Source organism: Pseudomonas bananamidigenes, assembly GCF_001679645.1.
GTDB classification, from domain to species: Bacteria; Pseudomonadota; Gammaproteobacteria; order Pseudomonadales; family Pseudomonadaceae; genus Aquipseudomonas; species Aquipseudomonas bananamidigenes.
Genome location: NZ_LRUN01000077.1, coordinates 1 through 18,821 on the forward strand (window position 1 = coordinate 1; position 18,821 = coordinate 18,821).

At 59.7% G+C, this 18,821-nt stretch carries 17 protein-coding genes; 3 read left to right on the top strand and 14 right to left on the bottom strand.

The window, feature by feature from the left end; all coding sequences use genetic code 11:
- Nucleotides 1–10: 10 nt before the first annotated feature.
- The 12 genes from BBF94_RS23545 to BBF94_RS23600 form a co-directional block, all read right to left on the bottom strand.
- The gene (locus BBF94_RS23545) at nucleotides 11–889 is read right to left on the bottom strand and encodes a transporter substrate-binding domain-containing protein (RefSeq protein ID WP_065261358.1); all 879 of its coding nucleotides are present in this window, start codon (nucleotides 887–889) and stop codon (nucleotides 11–13) included.
- Complete coding sequence (locus BBF94_RS23550; RefSeq protein WP_065261359.1) at nucleotides 886–1,683, bottom strand: amino acid ABC transporter ATP-binding protein; 798 nt, start codon at nucleotides 1,681–1,683, stop codon at nucleotides 886–888. The genes BBF94_RS23545 and BBF94_RS23550 overlap by 4 nt, the downstream gene beginning before the upstream one ends.
- On the bottom strand, nucleotides 1,680–2,339 hold the full coding sequence (locus tag BBF94_RS23555) for an amino acid ABC transporter permease (protein WP_065261360.1): 660 nt from the start codon (nucleotides 2,337–2,339) through the stop codon (nucleotides 1,680–1,682). Before BBF94_RS23555 ends, BBF94_RS23550 begins: the two co-directional genes overlap by 4 nt.
- Nucleotides 2,320–2,985: an amino acid ABC transporter permease gene (locus BBF94_RS23560; protein ID WP_065261361.1), complete on the bottom strand. Its 666-nt coding sequence runs from the start codon at nucleotides 2,983–2,985 to the stop codon at nucleotides 2,320–2,322. The genes BBF94_RS23555 and BBF94_RS23560 overlap by 20 nt, the downstream gene beginning before the upstream one ends.
- Nucleotides 2,986–3,637: 652 nt before the next feature.
- Nucleotides 3,638–4,435: a MetQ/NlpA family ABC transporter substrate-binding protein gene (locus BBF94_RS23565; protein WP_007952772.1), complete on the bottom strand. Its 798-nt coding sequence runs from the start codon at nucleotides 4,433–4,435 to the stop codon at nucleotides 3,638–3,640.
- A 167-nt stretch (nucleotides 4,436–4,602) separates the two neighbouring features.
- Entirely contained in the window at nucleotides 4,603–5,535 is a 933-nt protein-coding gene (locus BBF94_RS23570; protein WP_065261362.1) for a sigma 54-interacting transcriptional regulator, read from the bottom strand.
- Between the two features lie 56 nt (nucleotides 5,536–5,591).
- Nucleotides 5,592–6,173 (bottom strand): alpha/beta hydrolase, encoded by a 582-nt coding sequence (locus BBF94_RS23575; protein WP_065261363.1) that lies wholly within the window; start codon nucleotides 6,171–6,173, stop codon nucleotides 5,592–5,594.
- Nucleotides 6,174–6,341: 168 nt separating this feature from the next.
- Nucleotides 6,342–6,743, bottom strand: a complete 402-nt coding sequence (locus BBF94_RS23580) for an ExbD/TolR family protein (RefSeq protein WP_065261364.1) — start codon at nucleotides 6,741–6,743, stop codon at nucleotides 6,342–6,344.
- 1 nt (nucleotide 6,744) lies between these two features.
- Nucleotides 6,745–7,470 carry a MotA/TolQ/ExbB proton channel family protein gene (locus tag BBF94_RS23585; protein ID WP_039764509.1) on the bottom strand — a complete coding sequence of 242 codons (726 nt, stop codon included), beginning with the start codon at nucleotides 7,468–7,470 and terminating at the stop codon, nucleotides 6,745–6,747.
- A 45-nt stretch (nucleotides 7,471–7,515) separates the two neighbouring features.
- Nucleotides 7,516–8,328: an energy transducer TonB gene (locus BBF94_RS23590; protein WP_065261365.1), complete on the bottom strand. Its 813-nt coding sequence runs from the start codon at nucleotides 8,326–8,328 to the stop codon at nucleotides 7,516–7,518.
- Nucleotides 8,329–8,850: 522 nt separating this feature from the next.
- A complete protein-coding gene (locus BBF94_RS23595; RefSeq protein ID WP_065261366.1) occupies nucleotides 8,851–10,194 on the bottom strand; it encodes an aryl-sulfate sulfotransferase in 1,344 nt (447 codons plus the stop codon).
- Nucleotides 10,195–10,217: 23 nt separating this feature from the next.
- On the bottom strand, nucleotides 10,218–12,578 hold the full coding sequence (locus tag BBF94_RS23600; RefSeq protein WP_065261367.1) for a TonB-dependent receptor: 2,361 nt from the start codon (nucleotides 12,576–12,578) through the stop codon (nucleotides 10,218–10,220).
- Between the two features lie 165 nt (nucleotides 12,579–12,743).
- Between BBF94_RS23600 and BBF94_RS23605 the strand changes: the two genes are divergently transcribed.
- Nucleotides 12,744–13,688 (top strand): LysR family transcriptional regulator, encoded by a 945-nt coding sequence (locus BBF94_RS23605; RefSeq protein WP_065261368.1) that lies wholly within the window; start codon nucleotides 12,744–12,746, stop codon nucleotides 13,686–13,688.
- Nucleotides 13,689–13,789: 101 nt separating this feature from the next.
- Entirely contained in the window at nucleotides 13,790–15,400 is a 1,611-nt protein-coding gene (locus tag BBF94_RS23610) for an alkaline phosphatase family protein (RefSeq protein ID WP_065261369.1), read from the top strand.
- Between the two features lie 87 nt (nucleotides 15,401–15,487).
- Here the strand turns inward: BBF94_RS23610 and BBF94_RS23615 are convergent, their stop codons facing one another.
- A complete protein-coding gene (locus BBF94_RS23615; RefSeq protein WP_065261370.1) occupies nucleotides 15,488–16,408 on the bottom strand; it encodes a TauD/TfdA dioxygenase family protein in 921 nt (306 codons plus the stop codon).
- Nucleotides 16,409–16,589: 181 nt separating this feature from the next.
- On the opposite strand from BBF94_RS23615, the gene BBF94_RS23620 reads away from it, so the two are divergent.
- Complete coding sequence (locus BBF94_RS23620; protein ID WP_065261371.1) at nucleotides 16,590–17,510, top strand: LysR family transcriptional regulator; 921 nt, start codon at nucleotides 16,590–16,592, stop codon at nucleotides 17,508–17,510.
- Nucleotides 17,511–17,549: 39 nt separating this feature from the next.
- Here the strand turns inward: BBF94_RS23620 and BBF94_RS23625 are convergent, their stop codons facing one another.
- Complete coding sequence (locus tag BBF94_RS23625; RefSeq protein WP_065261372.1) at nucleotides 17,550–18,563, bottom strand: ABC transporter substrate-binding protein; 1,014 nt, start codon at nucleotides 18,561–18,563, stop codon at nucleotides 17,550–17,552.
- Between the last annotated feature and the right edge of the window lie 258 nt (nucleotides 18,564–18,821).

Consider the following 18,821-nt stretch of genomic DNA (forward strand, 5'->3'; position numbering starts at 1 on the left):
GATCATCGGCTTAGCCTTGCCACTTCCCACCCTCAACAATCACGCTCTCAGGCCGGGTGTCATCACTCAGTTCTTTACGCACATACTGGTCATACAGCTTGAGCAGATATTTCTCTTCCCCCAGCCTGGCCAGTTCCGCATTCACCCAGTCGCGCAATTCGATATTGCCCTTCTTCACCGCCGGTGCAATCGGCGCTTCGGCACCGAGTTTTTCATCCAGCACGCGGTAGCCCGGATTCTGCTTGGCCCAGCTGAACAGCACCAGGTTGTCCTGGGCGTAGGCATCGCCACGGCCATTGGCCAAGGCTTGCAGGGACTCGGAGTTTTTCTCGAACTTCAGCAGTTTCCAGTCCGGGTGGTTCTTGGTCAGCCAGATATCGGCAGTGGTGCCGGTGGTGACGATGGTGGTGCGGGTCGCCAGATCATCGAGTTTCTTCACCTCGCTGCCCTGCGGTACCAGCGCCTGCACCGCGACCTTGAGGTTCGGGTTGGTGAACTCCACCGCCTCCTTGCGCTCCGGGGTCACGGTCATGTTGGCGAGGATCAGGTCGACCTTGTCGCTTTGCAGGAACGGAATGCGGCTCGCCGGTTCCACGGCCACGAACTCGACCTTGTTTTCATCACCCAGCAGATCCTTGGCGAATTGCCGGCCGATGTCAGTATCGAAGCCGACATAGCGCCCGGCTTCGTTGACGAAACCGAACGGCGGTTTGTCGGTGAACACGCCGACGATCAGTTTGTCGCGGGCCTTGATCTTGTCCAGATAACCTGCTGGCGCCGTGCTTTCGCTGGCGATTTTCGGCTTGGCCGGTTCTTCGGTCTTGTTGCAGCCGGCCAGCAGCGCGAGGCTGATCAGCGGTAGTGCGAATAGAGCTTTGGCAGTTTTCATGGCAGTTCCGGTTCCTTGGCTTGAGTCGTTTTGGGTGAAGCCACTGAAGTCAGCGCTTCGACGTAGGAGAACTTCTCCAGGAACTGCTGCGCGCGTGCGGTTTGCGGGTTCGTAAAGAAAAGCTCGGGCAGGTTCTGTTCAAGGATGCGCCCGGCATCCATGAACACGATGCGGTCGGCCACCGCTCGGGCGAAGGCCATTTCATGGGTGACGATCAACAGGGTCATGCCTTCGCGGGCCAGGCCCTGAATCACCTCCAGCACCTCCTTGACCATCTCCGGATCAAGGGCGGCGGTGACTTCGTCAAAAAGCATCACTCGCGGGTTCATGCACAACGAACGGACGATGGCGATGCGTTGCTGCTGGCCGCCGGAGAGCTGGCGCGGGAAGGCGTCGCGTTTGTCCAGCAGGCCGACGCGTTCGAGCAAGGCTTCAGCTTGCTGTTGCGCTTCGCGGCGTTGGCGTTTCTGCACCTTGAGCGGGCCGAGCAGCAAATTGTCGAGCACGCTCATGTGCGGAAACAGGTGATAACTCTGGAACACCATACCGATCTGCTGGCGGATTTCACGCCAGTCGGTGGCCTTGTCCAGCAACTCGCGACCGGCGAATTTGAGGTGGCCGCTGTGGGCCGTTTCCAGGCCGTTGAGGCAACGCAGCAGAGTACTTTTTCCGCAGCCGCTGGGGCCGAGAATGACGATGACTTCGCCGGATTTCACTTGCAGGTCGATGCCCTTGAGCACCTGCTGTTCACCGAAGAATTTGTTGAAACCGCGAAATTCGATCAATGCGCTCATGCTTGCGTCCAGCGCCGCTCCAGCACGCGTGAGGCGGCCGACAGCGGGTAGCAGATGAAAAAGAAAAACAGGAACAGCGCACCGTAGATCAGCACTGATTCGTAGGTGCGCTCGATGATTTGCTGGCCGACCTTGATCACATCCACCACACCGATCAGCACCGCCAGCGAACTGGTCTTGATGATCCGCGTGTAGACGTTGATGGTCGGTGGCGTCATGCGTTTCAGCGCCTGGGGAATCAGCACATAGCCGTAGAGCTGCGCCGCGTTCAGGCCGATGGACAACCCCGCTTCACGCTGCCCGCGTGGCAACGAATGCAACGCACCACGGGCCACTTCGCCGACCTCGCTGGCGCCCCACAGCGACAGCACCAGCACCGCGCACCAGAAGCTCGGCAGGCTCAAACCGAAGAAAATCGGTAGACCAAAGAACAGCAGATACAACCAGACCAGCACCGGAATCGCCCGGAACAATTCCAGGTAAATCCGCAACACTGCGTTCAGCCACGTCACATTGAGCGTACGCAACACGCCGTAGAGCACGCCGCCGACGGTGCTGATGGCGATGCTCAGGAACGAGATCGACAGGGTTTGCCCGGCGCCTTTGGCCAATTGCGGCAAGGACACCCACAGCAGCTCAAGACCCGAACTGGCCATGCTGGAGCCTCCTTTCCAGACGACTCAGCAGCAGCGACAGCGGCAGAAACAGAAGCACGCAGATCAGCGTCAGCACGGCGAGCATTTCGTAGGTCTTGTAGTAAAGCGCGATGTAGCTCTTGGTGGTGTAGAGAATCTCCGGCACCGCCACGGCCGAGACCACGGTGGTCTCCTTGAGCAGGAAAATGAAATTGGCGAACAGCGACGGCAGACTGAGGATCCCCGCTTGCGGCAGGATCACGTAACGCAGCAACTGGCCGTGGGACAAGCCGATGGATCGACCCGATTCCAGCTGCGCCTGAGGCACCGCATCGACGCCGGCGCGCAGCACTTCGGTGAGATAGGCGCCACCGAGAAAGGTCATGGTGATGATCGCCGCGGTGAATCCGGAAACCTTGATCCCCAGGGCCGGCAGCGCGAAGTAGACGAAAAACAACTGGATCAACAGCGGCGTGTTGCGCGCCAGTTCCACGTACAGACCGACCAGTTTTTGCAGGTAAGGCGTGCGGAACACCAGGATCGCAGCGTTGAGCAAAGCCACCAGCAGCGAGGTGCCGATGGCGATCAAACCGACTTGCAGCGTCACGCCAACGGCTTTGAGAAACGCCGGCAACGTGCTGAGGATAAATGCGTAATCGAAGGTCATGAAACATCCTGACGCCGCTTGATAAGCGACGGTGGTGCAGTCCATGGACAGCGGGTAGCTGTCCTGCAGGCACCGACTTTAAAGGTATAAAAAGAAGAATTTAAATACCGTTAAAGCATATTGATATCACACAAAAAACTAATCGACGGGTTTGCCGGGAAGAAGTAGGAAGGCTATTGTCCCCAGCGCTGTAGGACGGATCTTTTTTTCATGAAAGCCCTCCAAGGACGAACAGCGATTGGCCAGACTCCCCCGGCCGAACCCATAACAAGGAAGAGAACATGGACGTAAAAGTGCCGCAGCGACTGGATCCGCAGGACATCGTGAAATTGTTGGTGGCGTTGCGCCGGGCGTTGAAACACACCGCGTAGACCAAAGGCAGAAAAAGCCCCTCACCCCAGCCCTCTCCCGGAGGGAGAGGGAGCCGACCAGGTTGTCTTTCGGCAAACCTCGACCTGAAAAATCGAGCCGATTATGGATTCGGTGAAGAATAATCAGGTCGGCGTACCTCTACAGCATCCCCCATTCAGTCCCCTCTCCCTCGGGGAGAGGGTTAGGGTGAGGGGCTTTTGAAGCACACACAAAAACGCCGATGACCATCACTGGCCATCGGCGTTTTCATACCTTGAAGGGGTTGTGTTGCTGCGTCAGATCAGAACGCCGGCAATACCGCGCCGTTGTACTTCTTCTCGATGAACGCTTTGACTTCCGGGCTGGTCAGGGCAGCGGCCAGTTTCTTGATGGCGTCGCTGTTCTTGTTGTCTTCACGGGCGACCAGGAAGTTCACGTATGGCGAATCCGCGCCTTCGATCACCAGGGCGTCCTTGGTCGGGTTCAGCTTGGCTTCCAGCGCGTAGTTGGTGTTGATCATGTCCAGATCGACTTCTTTCAGGACACGCGGCAGCAGGGCCGACTCCAGTTCCTTGAACTTGAAGTTGTGCGGGTTTTTAGCGATGTCTTTCGGCGTGGCCAAGGCGTTTTTCGGATCTTTCAGTTCGATCAGGCCGGCCTTCTGCAGCAGGATCAGCGCACGACCGCTGTTGCTGCCTTCGTTCGGAATGGCGATGGTGGCGCCGTCCGGCAGTTCGGCCAGGGTCTTGTACTTGCTCGAGTAGCCGCCGAAGGGTTCAACGTGCACGCCCTGCACGGTCACCAGGTACTTGGCCTTGTCGTCCTTGTATTTGCCCTGGTTGAAGCTGTTCAGGTACGGCAGGGTCTGGAAGTAGTTGGCATCCAGACGCTTCTCGCCCACCTGCACGTTCGGCTGGACGTAGTCGGTGAAGACCTTGATTTCCAGATCCACGCCTTCTTTGGCGAGAGTCGGTTTGATCAGTTCGAGGATCTCGGCGTGGGGAACCGGGGTCGCGGCAACCACCAGTTTTTCGCCGGCCTGGGCCAGGGAAGCAGTCAGAGCAGCCGCCAATGCGGTAAACAACAGAACCTTTTTCATGCAGTGTCCTTAGTCGAAAATCACGGTCGTCATCGACGACGGCATTAATACGTGTGCCAGCGATGTGCTACTGCTGGCGTGAGTCGGACAATACCGGGATTTTTTATTCCCGGACAATAACGTTTATTCAGCTTCATATTCCATTTTGTTCATGTTGAACAAATTGGTTACAAAGCCTCGCTCAGGCCCAGCAGCAATGCTTTCAATGCCTTACGTTCCTCGGCAGACCCTTTGGCGCTGATGCTCGCCACCTGACGTTCGATCTGAACCAGCGACCCAGACACCTCGGGCAGGTTCAAGTGTTCCGGCAGGATTTCATCACCGGCGCTCACCAGCAGCGCAAAGTGAATGACGTTTTCCAGTTCCCGGGTGTTGCCCGGCCAGCTGTGCTGCTCCAGCACCTGCTGCGCCGCTTCGCTGATCAACGGCACCGGCAGATCCAGGCGCTGGCTGTAGATCCCGAGGAAGTACTCGGCCAGCGGCAGAATATCGCCGACCCGCGCGCGCAACGCCGGCAGTTCCAGATGCCCTTCACTGAGATAGTGATAGAGCCGCTCGTGGAATTTCCCCGCCGCCACTGCTTGTGCCAGATCGATGCTGGTCGCCGCCACCAGGCGCACATCCACCGGGCTCGGCTGATGGGCACCAACCCGGGTGACTTCGTGGTTTTCCAGCGCAGCGAGCAACTTGATCTGGATCGGTAACGGCAGGTCGCCGATTTCATCCAGGTACAAAGTGCCGCCGTTGGCCGAGCCAAACCAGCCGGCGCGACTGCTGGCCGAACCGCTGTAGCTGCCGGCGGCATAGCCGAACAATTCGGCATCGGCGTAAGTCGGGCTGATCGCCCCGCAGTTGACCGAGACGAACAATCCGCTGCGATCACTGGCGCGGTGGATATGCCGGGCGAGCAATTCCTTGCCGGTGCCGGTCTCGCCGCGAATCAACACCGAGATCGAGCGCGGTGCGAGTCGGGCCATTTCCTCGCGCAATTGGCGCGAGCGTGGATCGACGAACACCAGCGCCTTGGCGCGAATGCTCAGGGGGCTTTTTTCCGCATCGGGAAAGGTCAGCAACGGCTGACCGAACGTTTCGAAACTCATGGCAGACTCCCGCCCCAAATCGCCGGGAGACGGGGGCGCTGAAAAAATAAAAATGCTCAGGCGAGGCGCCGGGCGTGGTGTTCCATACGGTTTTGCAGGCGATACAGATACGCGAATCCCTGCTCCCAGCGCTGATGCCCGGACTTCACGTTGATGTGGCCGGCGCCCGCAAGAATCCCTGCCTCGGCGCCCCAGTTGCGTGCCAGTTCCAGCGCACGGGGCGCGCTGACGGCAGCGTCGTTGTCGGAACTGACGACCTGGCTCGGGAAAGGCAGCAGATCGGTCGGGATCGGCGCGAAATTGCGCAGTGCCGGCACACAGGCCGGACGCTCCACATCTGCCGGCGCGACCAGCAGCGCCCCGCGCACCTGACGCAACTGCTGCAACGGCGCGGTGGCCGCCCAATGTGCCACGGTAATGCAACCCAGGCTGTGGGCGATCAGGATCACTGGCGTGCTGTCGGCGGCAATCGCCTCGGCCAGCGCCGCGACCCAGTCTTCACGACGCGGCGTCAGCCAGTCGGCCTGCTCCACCCGCGCACTGTTCGGCAGGCTGTTCTGCCAGTGGCTTTGCCAATGATCTTCTGGCGATCCTTGCCAGCCCGGCACAATCAGATAGCGGATTGATTCGTTGCGCATGGGGGAGCTCTCCTGCGTCGTGTCTGTTCCTGATCGAGTATAGGGACGGGATTTATATTCGTTAAGGAATAAGAAGCTATTTATTAAGACCTGAAATGAATAACAAGTCTCAAACAAAAAAGGGGCCGCACCCTGCCAAGGAGACGGCCCCGGAAAAACGTGAAACCCTTATCGTGCAGTGATCACCGACAGCTTGGTAATGCCCGCCCGCTCAATCGATGCCATGGCTCGCGCCACTTCGCCGTAATTCACCCCGTCGTCCGCCTGCAATTGCACGCGCACTTCCGGATCCTTGGCCTTGGCCGACTTGAGGTTGAACTCCAGCAGGTCCGGCTGGATTTCGTCCTTGTTGATAAACAGTTTTCCAGAACCGTCGATGCTCACCACCAACGGGTCTTTCTGCTCGACCGGCGCCACTGCTTCGGTTTTTGGCAGGTTGATCGGTATCGCGTTGGTCAGCAGCGGCGCGGTGACGATGAATACCACTAGCAGCACCAGCATCACGTCCACCAGCGGCGTCACGTTGATCTCGCTCAGCACCTCGTCGCTGTCTTGCGTGGAGAAGGCCATATCAGGACGCCTCCTTCACTTTTGTTGCATTGCCCTGGGCCGCAGCCTTGTGCGCGGTCGGGTGGATCAGCACGCGGAACGCACTCTTTTGCGCCAGGCTGTAGAAGTCATGGGCAAAGTCGTCCAGGTCCGCCGCCGTCAGTTTCAGACGACGCAAAAAGTAGTTGTAAACCAGCACCGCCGGTACCGCGACCGCAATCCCCACACCGGTGGCGACCAGCGCTGCACCGATGGGACCGGCCACCGTTTCCAGACTCGCCGAGCCCGCCGCGCTGATGCCTTTCAACGCTTCCATGATTCCCCACACCGTGCCGAACAGACCAATGAACGGCGAGGTGCTGCCAATACTGGCGACCACCGCCAGACCGGTTTCCAGCGAACGGCGCTCGCGCACGATCTGCTGGCGCAAGGCACGTTCGAGGCGGTCCTGATGGTTGATCGCCTGGCTCAGGTCATTGGCCTGCGGCGCCTCGCCCACCTGAATCGCCGCGTAACCGGCCTGTGCCACCCGCGCTGCCGCGCCGGGCTGGGTTTCGCTCAACTCGGCGGCGGAGTCCAGACTCGACGCCGCCCAGAAGCGTTTGTGAAATTTGCGGTCCTGCGCCTTCAACCGACCGAACTGCACAGCCTTGAGCAATGCCAGGCCCCAGGTGGCGACAGAGAAGACCACCAGCAGCCAGATCACCGCGCTTTCGATGGATTCCAGTGGAGATGCCAGTAACGTCATGATGTGTTCCCTCGTGTAAACATTTCGCGCGAATTTGGTTTCGGTTTAGTGAATCTTGAAATCGATGGGCACGCTGACCCAGCCGTCCTGGGCTACATCACCCTGCTTGGCCGGCACAAAGCTCCAGCGCTTCACGGCATCCAGCGCCGCGTCGTCGAGCTGTTGCCGGCCACTGCTTTTCTGAATCTGGATCTCGCCCGGTTTGCCACTGGCCAATACGTGCACCCGCAGCAGCACCGTGCCTTCCCAGCCGCGACGCTGGGCCAGTGACGGATACTCCGGCGCCGGGTTCTTCAGGTACGCGGCGTTGGCCGAGGCCGGTGTCACCGGAGCCGGCGCCGGTGGTGCAGGTGGCGCAGGCGCGGCGACCGGAGCGGCTGGTTGTGGCGGAGCCGGTGGTTGCTCGACCGCTTTGGGCGCCGGTTTCGGCACGGGTTTGGCGACCGGTTTCGGTTTGGGAATCGGCTTCGGTTTTGGCGGCGGCTTGGTTGCCAGTTCGTCCTCCACCGGCGGCGGAGGCTCGACCACAGGTGCCGGTGGCGGCGGTACAACCTCTGGCGGCGCCGGAGGTGCCGGGCGCGAAAATTCGATGGTCATCGGTGGAATTTCCGGCGGCACGATTGGCAGCGCCGGCGTCGGATGCTGGTTGATCCAGTAAATCACCGCGCCATGCACCACCAGCGCCAGAACGCCGAGCAGTATCGTTTCGCGGCGGTTCAGAATGCCCTTGGGCGCCCGCTGCAAACGCTGCTGCCCCAACGGCACGCGATGGGGCCGGCCGAGATCGACCAACTCGCCGCTCGGCGCCTGGCGCCATAGCACCTCCTGTGCACTGGCGGCGGTCTGGACATTACCCATTGATTGACTCCCTGCGGTCTCTTTGCGTTTTTTCGCGTAGCCGATTCGCCGTTTGTTGAAGCCCCCACGGCGTGATCGATGGGTCAATCATTGGGCTGGATGCTTATCTCCGAAAGTAATCTTTCATGTTATGAATAGACGCTTATGGAATATAAGAAACGATCATTTCCGCCAAAGCCACGGCCCGCAAGGCTTTCAGCGATTGGCCGGAATCGACATGCTTTCCCGGCATAAAAAGTATTCGTTCAAGGCATCGAGTTATCGATGAACCGGCGCCAACGGATAGCAAGGTGACAGGTAACAAACTTTTCAAAGGACAAACAAAAAAGCCGATACATGTTTAATGCATCGGCTTTTGCTTCACAGATTTTCTTATTGCCTCACACACTCTCCGGCCAGAACGAGCCGATACGACCAAGTGGGTGAACGAACTCGCCGCGTAAACTCAACCGTCCAACGAATTTGCAACGGGCATCATTCAAGTCGCGCACAACTTGATGCAAATTTGAACAGCGTTGATAACTAACGACTGGCACTGGTCTGCTGCCCCCCGATGGCTGGCGCAATCACCGCGGTTTCCGAACGCGGCGTCCCTGCCGGCACCCAGTCATAACTTACAGGCAGAGCCCGATAGACCCAGTTGCTGATCGCGTCGCTGCCCGGTGCCTTGCCCAGATAGGGGCTGACGTATTCCCAGACGTTTTCGCCGCTGGCCGTCACCTGGAAGAACCGCCCGTTCATGCCTTCGTCGATCAGCGTATTGCCGTTGGGCAAACGTCGCGCACTGCTGATGAACGAGCTGTAGAACGCCCATCCCGGCTGCTTTGAATTGGCCGCGCTGTACTGCCAGACGATTTCATTTTTCAACGGGTCGATCTCCAGCACCCGCGAGCCGGAAATCAGACCCAGCGTGACGTTCGGATAGCCCGCCGAACCCTGATTGTCGAACACCAGCAGATTGCCGGCGCCGGGTAATCCCGCCGGGATGATATGCGCGTCATGCTGGCCGACGAACTGGTCCACCGGGCGTGGAATCTGCTGCGCGGTTTTCGGATTGGCCAGCGGCAGGTTCGGCCCGAGGCGCCACACCACTTTGCCGCTGTGTTTGTCGATGATCGCGATGAAGTTCGCGTTGCGCGAATCGATCAGCAGGTTGTCCGGGTTGAAGCGTTTGTCGCCGGCATCGAACCACTTGTTCGGCCCGACCAGGCTGAGGTTGTTGATGTGCAGGTAATCGGGATTTTCGCTGGCACGCACCAGCTTCAATTGCTCGGCAGTGAAACCGAATTCGTTCAAGTGATCCGACGCCAGCCACTGCCACTTCACCTCGCCCGCAGGGCTGACTTCGTAGATCGCATCGTCGATCACCTCGGGCACTTTGAAGCCTTTGACCTTGTGCACCTTGTTCGCCAGCACCACGGTGTTGCCGTTGCTCAGGCGACGCTGATCGTGATGCTGTTGCGCGGCACCACCGGGGGCCTTGTCGCCCCACTGCCAGACGACTTTGCCGTCCCAATCCAGCTCGCCGACGCTCTGGTTGCCGAGGCCGTTGCCGGCGGAACCGAGCTTGCCCGGATCCTTTTCGCTCAGTTGCAGCAACACATGGCCGCGCTCGCCACCCACCAGTTGCGGGTCGATGATCGCCGAGGGAAAACCTGATTGCGGCCAGTTCTTGACCTCGTTGCCGTTCATGTCGATCAGGTGCGTCTGCTTGTCGGCACCGCTGAAGATCACATATTGATTGAAGGCTTTGGCCGGGTCGTAACGGGTGACGCCGGTAGGGTAGACACTGGGCGCGGCGAGCGCCCCGGCACTGAGCACTGCGCCGGACAACAACACCGGTAAAGCGGTTTTGATGCGCAACATGATGCAGCTCCTTGAAGGATCGATCAGAAGTCGTAGCGACCGGTGACGCCGAGGGTGCGCGGCGTGCCGAGCAGGCCTTCATAACCGCCGTTGCCGCCGGTCCACAGGGTCGTGTAGTAGGTTTTGTCGAAGGCGTTTTTCAGCCACAGCGAGACGTCCCACTGACCCTGATTGAAATCGCCGCGCAGGCCGGTGGAGAGGTTGACCACCGCGTAACTCGGGATCTGGCCGTAGTCGGAATCCTCGACCGTGCCGACTGCCTTGGAGCGGAACGCATAACTGGCCGTGACATACGGTTGCAGGCCGTTGGCCAGATTCCATTCGTACTTGCCGTTGGCGTTGCCGATCCATTTCGAGGCGCCGACGACCTGATGACCACTGAGGTCGCAAGAGGCCGGAGCCCTCGGCGCCAGACTGACTTCCGGCGGGCACGGCGCATCCTTGTACGAGAGGTAGCTGACATCGTTGAACGAGCCGTTGAAGTTCAACGTCAGGCCGCGCAGCGGGATCACGGTGCTTTCGAATTCCACGCCACGGGAGCGCACTGAACCGGCGTTGGTCAGGTACTGCACGCGGTTGACGTCATCGTAGGCATTGGTCTGGTAGGCGTTGACCTGGGTCCAGAACAGGTTGGCGTTGAGCTGCAGGCGGCGGTCCCACAAAGTGCTCTTGAAGCCGAGTTCGGCGTTATTGGCGCGCTCGGTGCCGATCAGCAGCGAGTCGGCGCCGGCAGTCGGGGCCGAACCGACCACGAGGTTGACTCCGCCGGATTTTTCACCGTGGGACAGTGTGGCGTAGCCGAGCAGATCATCGGTGATGCGATAGCTGAGATTGAGCAATCCGGACGGGCTGGAGCTGTACTGATTCAGATCACCGGAATCGTAGGCGCCGGTCCGGCCGCGTCGCGCGGTGGCAGCGGCGCCGGTGACCGTAGCGCCACCGACCGGCGCGTCGCGATTGACCCACGCGTTCTTCTCTTCATAGGTGCCACGTACCCCGGCGGTGAAATCCAGGCGCGGGGTGAGGTGCCAGGTGCCTTGGGCGAACAGCGCAAAACTGTCGGTCTTGATGTGGCCGCGACCGACGCTGCCGACATTGGCCAGGGCACCCCGTGGCGTGCCGTTCCAGATGTCGGCCTGGGGGCCGTAATAGGCGAAGGATTTGTTGTCCAGGTCCGAGCCGAAGTAGTACGCGCCGAGCACGTAATCGAAGGACTCGCCCTTGGGCGACGCCAGGCGAAATTCCTGGGAATACTGCTTGTCCTCTACCGAAACACCCGCGTTGTAGGTCGCCGCGACATTGAGACCGTCGTCGTTGGCCGGGGTGAAGTTCCAGTAACGGTAGGAACTGATCGAGGTCAGGGTGAAGTCGCTTGGCAGCGTCCAGTTGGCTTCCACCGAGGTGCCGCCCTGATGCACGGTGACGTGCTGGTCATTGTCCAGATTGACCTTGCGGTGCGATCCGTTGACCAGCGTCGCACCGGCAGCATTGGCCCGGGACTGGTAGAGATTGACGCCGTTGATGGTCGGCCCGGTGTTGTACAGCACGCGAGTACCGGCGCTGGAATCTTCTTCGTTGTAGTCACCGATCCAGCGCAGATTGAAGTTCTCGTTGGGCTTGAACAACAGCTGCGCCCGGAAGCCGTCGCGGGAACCGCCGTTGAGGTCATGGCCGTTGAATTCGTTTTTGATGTCGCCGTCGCTGCGGGTGCGATAAGCGGAAATGCGCCCGGCCAGCTGATCGTTGAGCGGCCCGGAAAGCGTGCCCTTGGTCTGGAAGTAACCGTCCTCACCGACCGAGGTTTCAATGCTGCGCTCCGGGGTGAAACTCGGCGCCCGGGTACTGATGTTGATCACCCCGGCAGTGGTGTTCTTGCCGAACAATGTCCCTTGCGGCCCGCGCAGGACTTCAAGCTGTTCGATGTCCATCAGATCGAACACCGCCATCCCCGGACGGCCCAGATAAACGTTGTCGATGTACAGCCCGACGCTGCCTTCCAGGCCATCGCTGGCCGGGTTGTTGCCCAGGCCGCGGATCGACACGCTGGACTGGCGCGCATGCATGTAGGCGACGTTGACGCTGGGCACCAGTTGTTGCAGATCCTGGATGCGATAGACCCGCTGCGTCTCCAGAGTCTGGCCGCTGACCACACTCATCGGCGTCGGCACGTCCTGAGAACTTTCTTCGCGACGGCGGGTGGTGACGGTCACGGTTTCCAGTTGCGAAGTGGCGGTCGCGGTTTTGCCTGTTGGTGCCGGGACAGGCGTTTGGGCTTCATCGGCGTAACCCTGATTCCAACTGGCACTCCCCGCCAGCAACAGGGCCAGGGGCAGACGTTTGAGCCGTCGTGGCGGCGGCGGTGAAGCGAGGTGCAACGGACTCATGGGACTGCTCCTGGTCAAAAAACACGCAGACATCTTCTGTGCCGCATATTCTTTAAAGTTATTTATTTATGTTTTTACAAAGATTTACTGCATAAGAGATTGCCTTTATAAGGAGTCGACCTAATGCATATCCAATGCATTTCCCGGATATTTTTTATGTGAAAAATGCATATCGACTTGCGCCAACTCCGTCATTTCATCGCCCTTGCCGAACAACGCAGCTTCGTCGCCGGCGCGCAGGCGGTGAACCTGTCGCAGTCGGCGTTCAGCCGCAGTATCCAGGCGCTGGAACATAGCGTCGGCTGCCAGTTGGTGGATCGCGGACGCAAGGATTTGCCGCCGACCAAACAGGGTCAGGTGCTGCTCGAACATGCACGGCGACTGGTCAGCGGCGCACAGCAAATGGCCAACGAGATCAGCCAGTTCAACGGGCTGGAGGCAGGAGAGCTGCGCTTCGGTTGCGGCCCGGCGCCGGCAGCCGGGTTGATCCCCCGAGCCATCGGCGCCTTCATCGGTCGCTACCCGAAAGCGCGCGTGCAATTTCAGGTCGACGACTGGCAAAGCCTGAGTAAAAGGTTGTTGAGCGAAGAGTTCGAATTCTTTGTCGCCGACACCCGGCATTTCGAGGCGGATCCGGATTACCTCACACATCGGCTGCGGCCACGCAAATGGCATTTCTGCTGCCGTGCCGGGCATCCGCTGACCGATCTGGATCAGGTCACGGCAGAACAATTGATGAGCTATCCACTGGCCGTGAGCATTCGTCCGCCGAACCTGCGCAAGGTCATTGTCGACCTCAGCGGCCGGCCCGATTTCATCCCGAACGTGGAGTGTGAAAACAGCGCCAGCCTGCTAGGCGTGGTGCTGCGCTCCGATGCGATCGGCATCGTCGGTGCCTATTCGGATGCGCTGCATCAGGCACGGGGCGAACTGGTGTGTTTGAAAATCGAGGGGTTGGCGGAGGATCTCGAGGAGCTGTACACCCGTTACGGAATTGTCAGCCGCGCCGGGTATCGGCTGTCGCCGCTGGCCGAGGCGATGATCGAACAGATCAAGACAATTGATGCGGTGGAAGAGGAGGTGTGTTCACTGGCGAACCTCGCCGTCTGAGTTCATGCGTTTCATGCATCACACGCATTCCCCGAATGCACTTGCCGAACACCGTCTCCGAAAGCGAAAAAACTCACCTGTCTTTCTGACCGGTGAACCCTATGTCCAACCCGCAAAACCCCGTGCGCAACGTGCTGTACATCATGTGCGATCAACTGCGCCGCGACTATCTGTCGTGCTACGGCCACCCGCACCTGCACACCCCGAACATCGATCGCCTGGCCGCTGCCGGCGTGCGTTTCAGCCGTGCCTACACCCAAGGCACGATCTGCGGACCGTCGCGGATGTCGGCCTACACCGGGCGCTACGTCAGCAGTCATCAGGTGGCGTGGAACGCCGTGCCGTTGCCGCTGGAAGAAATGACCATCGGCGACTACCTGCGCCCCCACGGCATTCGTACTGCACTGGTCGGCAAGACCCACGCCACGGCCAACGTGGATGCCTTGCAGCGGTTGGCGATCAACCCTGAAAGCGAGCAGGCCGAAGTGTTGAACGAAGTCGGCTTCGAGCCGTACTTCCGTCACGACGGCATCTTCCCCGACGACCCGCTGTTCGACGACAAACGCGAATCTGCGCCGTACACCCATTACCTGCGCGAACAGGGTTTCGAAGGCCGCAACCCCTGGCACGACTGGGCAAACGCCGCCGAAGGCGACAACGGCGAAATCCTCAGCGGCTGGCACATGCGCAATGCCCACCTGCCGGCGCGAATTCCCGAGCAACATTCAGAGACTGTCTACACTACAAATCGAGCCATCGACTTCATCAGTGAGCAAGGTGAAAAACCATGGTTTTTACACCTGTCCTATATCAAACCCCATTGGCCCTATATCGTACCGACTCCGTACCACACCTTGTACAGTACGAAATCGATTCTCGAACCGGTCCGAAATGCCTCTCCAAGCGACCATCCCGTCTATCAGGCCTTTTGCCAGCATGAGGAAAGCCTGAACTTCTCCAAAGACCCGGTACGACTGAACGTAATCCCGACGTACATGGGCCTGGTCAAACAGGTGGATGATCAGTTGGGGCGGCTGTTCGATTTCCTGCAAAGCAACGGACGCTGGGACGACACCTTGATCGTGTTTACCAGCGATCACGGTGACTTCCTGGGCGACCACTGGCTGGGCGAGAAAGAATTTTTGCTGGAACAGGCGGTGGGCGTTCCCTTGATCGTGCGCGATCCGCGTGCAGCGGCGGACATCACACGGGGCACGGTGGACGAGCGTCTGGCGGAAACCATCGACGGCGTGCCGACATTTCTCGAAGCGTTGGGGATCAGGGGCGCCGAGCATCGACTGGAAGGTCGCTCGTTGATTCCACTGCTGCACGGCGAAAAACCTGACTGGCGCCGCTATGCGATCAGCGAATACGACTACGCCTTCCAGGCCCCGGCGCGGGAGCGACTGGGCCGGCCGATCGACCGTTGCCGCATGACCATGGTGCGCAGCGAGCGCTGGAAATACCTGGCGTACGACGACTTCCGGCCGCAGTTGTTTGATCTCTTGAATGATCCGCAGGAGCTGCAGGATCTGGGCGCGGACCCGGCGTATGCGGCGGTGCGCGAAGAGCATGCGGGATATCTGTTCGAGTGGGTGCGCGGGTTGAAACGGCGCACGACCATCAGTCATCAGGAGATTGATTTGCGCGGCCAGCGGTTTCGTTATGGAGAGCCGGAGACCGAGAAGATGGTGCAGATCGGCGTGTGGTGATTAGACGCATCGCTGGCAAGCCAGCTCCCACAGGATTTGCGTACACCGCAAACCTGTGGGAGCGAGCTTGCTCGCGATGAGGCCCGATCAGACGCCGACGATTTCAGCGCCTTTGATGGTCTGGCTACGTTGCCCATTCGCCCCGACCGGCACTTCCCCTTTCAGCGTCACCCGACGCACCACGCGATCCTGGGTCCCGTAATCATCAATCGCATAATGCTGCGTTGAACGGTTATCCCAGATCGCCACGTCACCGGCCTTCCAGCGCCAGCGCACGGTGTTTTCCTGGCGGATCACATGACTCTGCAACAGCCCGAACAAGTGTGCAGAATCCGCCTGGGAGTAACCCTTGATGCGTTTGACGAAATGCCCCAGCAGCAAGCTCTTTTCGCCGCTGATCGGGTGCACGCGGACCACCGGGTGTTCGGTCTCGTAGACGGTCGAGGTAAAGATCTTGCGATAGCGCTCGAGCTTCTCCGCCGAGACGTCCGGCTTCGCCCCGGCGTAGTCGTATTCGTTGCTGTGCACGGCCACCAATTTGTCCGCCAGCTCACGCAATTCGGTCGGCAGTTCGTTGTACGCCGTCGCGGTGTTGGCCCAGAGGGTATCGCCACCGAATGCCGGAGCCACCACCGAGCGCAGGATCGACGCTTTCGGGTAGGCATCGACGAAGGTCACGTCGGTGTGCCAGGAATTGGCGCGCTGCCCTTCGGCGCCGTCCAGTTCCAGCAGGTAACGGGTGCCCTCGCGGGACGGCACGGTCGGGTGGGCCACCGGTTCGCCGAGCAGATGGGCGAAGGCTTCCTGACGTTGATCGTCGAGCTGGGTCTGCTCGCGAAAGAACACGACCTTGTACTGGACCAGCGCCTGTTGAATGGCTTCAACCGTCGCGGCATCAAGCTCACCGGACAGTTGCACGCCACGGATTTCAGCGCCGATACGGCCGGCTACCGGATGAATGTCCAGCGCCTGGACAACGGGTTTTTCAGCGAGTGCGGCATTGCTCATGGGTAGACCCTCATCGACTGCTTGCGGTTGGACGGCAACGAAACAACGCTCTATCAATATTCCATTTACATCTAATAGATATTCATATGCTTCGTTGACGGAATAAGAGCTTGCATTTAAAACCTCAGTCAGCCCTCGTCGCAAATGCCTTCGAGCTATTTTTAGGATGCCGGAAAAGCATATGGATCTTCGCCAGTTGCGCTACTTCATCGCCCTCAACGAACACCGCAGTTTTGTCCGCGCGGCCGACGCCATGGGCATCACTCAACCGGCGTTCAGCCGCAGTATTCAAGGGCTGGAGCAGGAGTTCGGCTGCGTACTGGTGGATCGTGGCAACAAGGATTTGCGTCCTACGCCCGAAGGCCAGGTGGTGCTGCAGCACGCCCTGGCGCTGGTGCAAGGCGCAGCGTTGCTCAGCGCCGAAGTGACGCAAATGACCAAGCTCGACGCCGGCGAACTGCATTTCGGTTGCGGTCCGGCGCCAGCCGTCAAACTGGTGCCGGATGCAGTGGCGCAATTCATCAATGCGCACCCGAAAGTGCGTACCTGTTTTCAGGTGGATAACTGGGAGAAACTCAGCCGCGCCCTGAGCCGCGAGGAGATCGAATTCTTCATCGCCGACATCCGCCATTTCGAGTCCGACCCGAACTTCCAGACCCAGCCGCTGACGCCCAAGCGCGGAGTGTTTTTCTGCCGGCCGGGGCATCCGCTGCTGGCCAAGGAAAGCCTGTCGACCAACGACATGTTCGACTATCCGCTGGCGACCACGCTGATCCCGCCGGGGATTCGCAAATTGCTGGCGAATCTCAGCGGCCGGATCGATTTCTCACCAACCATCGAAACCGAGCATTTCCCGGCGCTGGTGAAAGTGGTGCTGCAATCCAACGCAATTGGCGTGGGTACTGAAGAAGCGTTTGTCGAGGACATCGCCCAGGGTTCGCTGGCACTGCTGCACTGGCGCAACCTGCCGCAGAACCTGGAGAACATGAATGCGCGGTGCGGGATTGTGAGCCGCACGGGATTCCGGCTTTCACCGGCGGCACGGGCGATGATCGAGACGCTGGTGGCGGTGGATAAACAGGAGATCGGCGTCGCGGTTTGAGGGTCATTCCCACGCTTTGCGCGGGAATGACCGCGTGCCTCAGAGCTTCGCCGCCGCCAGCTCAGGCGCCACCCACTCGTTCACCTTGAACGGCTTGCGGATCAGCTTCTGCTGCGCCGCCAGATCCACCTTGCCCTGCAGGTTTTCGAGGAACAGCGGGTCCAGTGTCGAGGGGAAAACTTCGCTCAGATTCTGATCCTTCAGATCCTGGGTGAGGATCACCGGTGGATAACTCGCCAGACCCGACACAAGCTGCACGTAAGCGTCCTTGTTGCTGTCCTGAGTCAGCCACTCCACAGCCTGTTGCTGCGCTTTGAGCAGCTTCGCCACGGCTTCCGGATGTCCATCGACAAACTTGCCGGTGCCCACCAGCACCGACTGCACACTGCCGGCGCCGCCGAGATCCTTGGTGTTCAGGGGCAGCTCGGCCAACCCTTTGGCCTGCAAGGCGGTCAGCCCGGAGCTGCCCCACGACGCATCGATCTGCTTCGCCGCCAGCGCGGCCACCGCTGCGTTGAAATCGAGGTTGATCACCTTCACGTCCTTCTCGCTCAGGCCCACGCTGGCCAGCGCCGCATCGAATGACAACTGGGTCGCGGTACCCCGGAAGATCGCCACGCGTTTGCCCTTGAGATCCTGCAACGTCTTGATCCCCGAACCCGGCACCACGCCCAGGTATTGCTTCACGCCCCGGGCGCTGGCACTGAGCAGGCGCGTGTCCAGTCCGTTGGACTTGCCGATGATAGCCGCCAGATCCCCGAGATAAGCCAGATCCACCTGGCCGTTGGCGAACGCTTCGTTGATCACAGGTCCTGCGCCCTTGAAAAAGCTCCACTGAATCTTGATGCCCTGATCGGCGAAGGCCTTTTCGAAGATCTGCTGATCGCGCAACACGTCCACGACGCCCCCACCACTGTGTTGATTACCCGCGCTCAGATCAGGCACGGCAATCCTGATTTCCCTGAGTTCGTCGGCTTGGGCGGAGAACGCCAGCAGGCCCGCGAGTGCCGGCGCGGCGAACAGACTGATGACACGTTTGAAGGGAAGGTTCATGGGGTACGGCTCCTGATCGCGTCGGGCATTGAGGAACCGAAAGTAGGCGCAATCCATATCGACACTTAAATACTTAAAAAGAACATTTTTATAGCTTTTCAAGCTAAGCCAGCAAAGTCGGGGCGCTCAGCGCGGTATGCAAGAAGAGCATCGAAAATATTCTTCGAATGCATTGGATGCGTGCAGGGCTGGAGGCCTTAAATGGCGCTGCTTATCTCTAAAAACGATTACTCGATTAACTTCTTATAACTATTGGTT

Coding starts and splice junctions, on each gene's coding strand:
- BBF94_RS23545 (WP_065261358.1), bottom strand. CDS start 889: ATGAAAACTGCCAAAGCTCTATTCGCACTACCGCTGATCAGCCTCGCG.
- BBF94_RS23550 (WP_065261359.1), bottom strand. CDS start 1,683: ATGAGCGCATTGATCGAATTTCGCGGTTTCAACAAATTCTTCGGTGAA.
- BBF94_RS23555 (WP_065261360.1), bottom strand. CDS start 2,339: ATGGCCAGTTCGGGTCTTGAGCTGCTGTGGGTGTCCTTGCCGCAATTG.
- BBF94_RS23560 (WP_065261361.1), bottom strand. CDS start 2,985: ATGACCTTCGATTACGCATTTATCCTCAGCACGTTGCCGGCGTTTCTC.
- BBF94_RS23565 (WP_007952772.1), bottom strand. CDS start 4,435: ATGAAAAAGGTTCTGTTGTTTACCGCATTGGCGGCTGCTCTGACTGCT.
- BBF94_RS23570 (WP_065261362.1), bottom strand. CDS start 5,535: ATGAGTTTCGAAACGTTCGGTCAGCCGTTGCTGACCTTTCCCGATGCG.
- BBF94_RS23575 (WP_065261363.1), bottom strand. CDS start 6,173: ATGCGCAACGAATCAATCCGCTATCTGATTGTGCCGGGCTGGCAAGGA.
- BBF94_RS23580 (WP_065261364.1), bottom strand. CDS start 6,743: ATGGCCTTCTCCACGCAAGACAGCGACGAGGTGCTGAGCGAGATCAAC.
- BBF94_RS23585 (WP_039764509.1), bottom strand. CDS start 7,470: ATGACGTTACTGGCATCTCCACTGGAATCCATCGAAAGCGCGGTGATC.
- BBF94_RS23590 (WP_065261365.1), bottom strand. CDS start 8,328: ATGGGTAATGTCCAGACCGCCGCCAGTGCACAGGAGGTGCTATGGCGC.
- BBF94_RS23595 (WP_065261366.1), bottom strand. CDS start 10,194: ATGTTGCGCATCAAAACCGCTTTACCGGTGTTGTTGTCCGGCGCAGTG.
- BBF94_RS23600 (WP_065261367.1), bottom strand. CDS start 12,578: ATGAGTCCGTTGCACCTCGCTTCACCGCCGCCGCCACGACGGCTCAAA.
- BBF94_RS23605 (WP_065261368.1), top strand. CDS start 12,744: ATGCATATCGACTTGCGCCAACTCCGTCATTTCATCGCCCTTGCCGAA.
- BBF94_RS23610 (WP_065261369.1), top strand. CDS start 13,790: ATGTCCAACCCGCAAAACCCCGTGCGCAACGTGCTGTACATCATGTGC.
- BBF94_RS23615 (WP_065261370.1), bottom strand. CDS start 16,408: ATGAGCAATGCCGCACTCGCTGAAAAACCCGTTGTCCAGGCGCTGGAC.
- BBF94_RS23620 (WP_065261371.1), top strand. CDS start 16,590: ATGGATCTTCGCCAGTTGCGCTACTTCATCGCCCTCAACGAACACCGC.
- BBF94_RS23625 (WP_065261372.1), bottom strand. CDS start 18,563: ATGAACCTTCCCTTCAAACGTGTCATCAGTCTGTTCGCCGCGCCGGCA.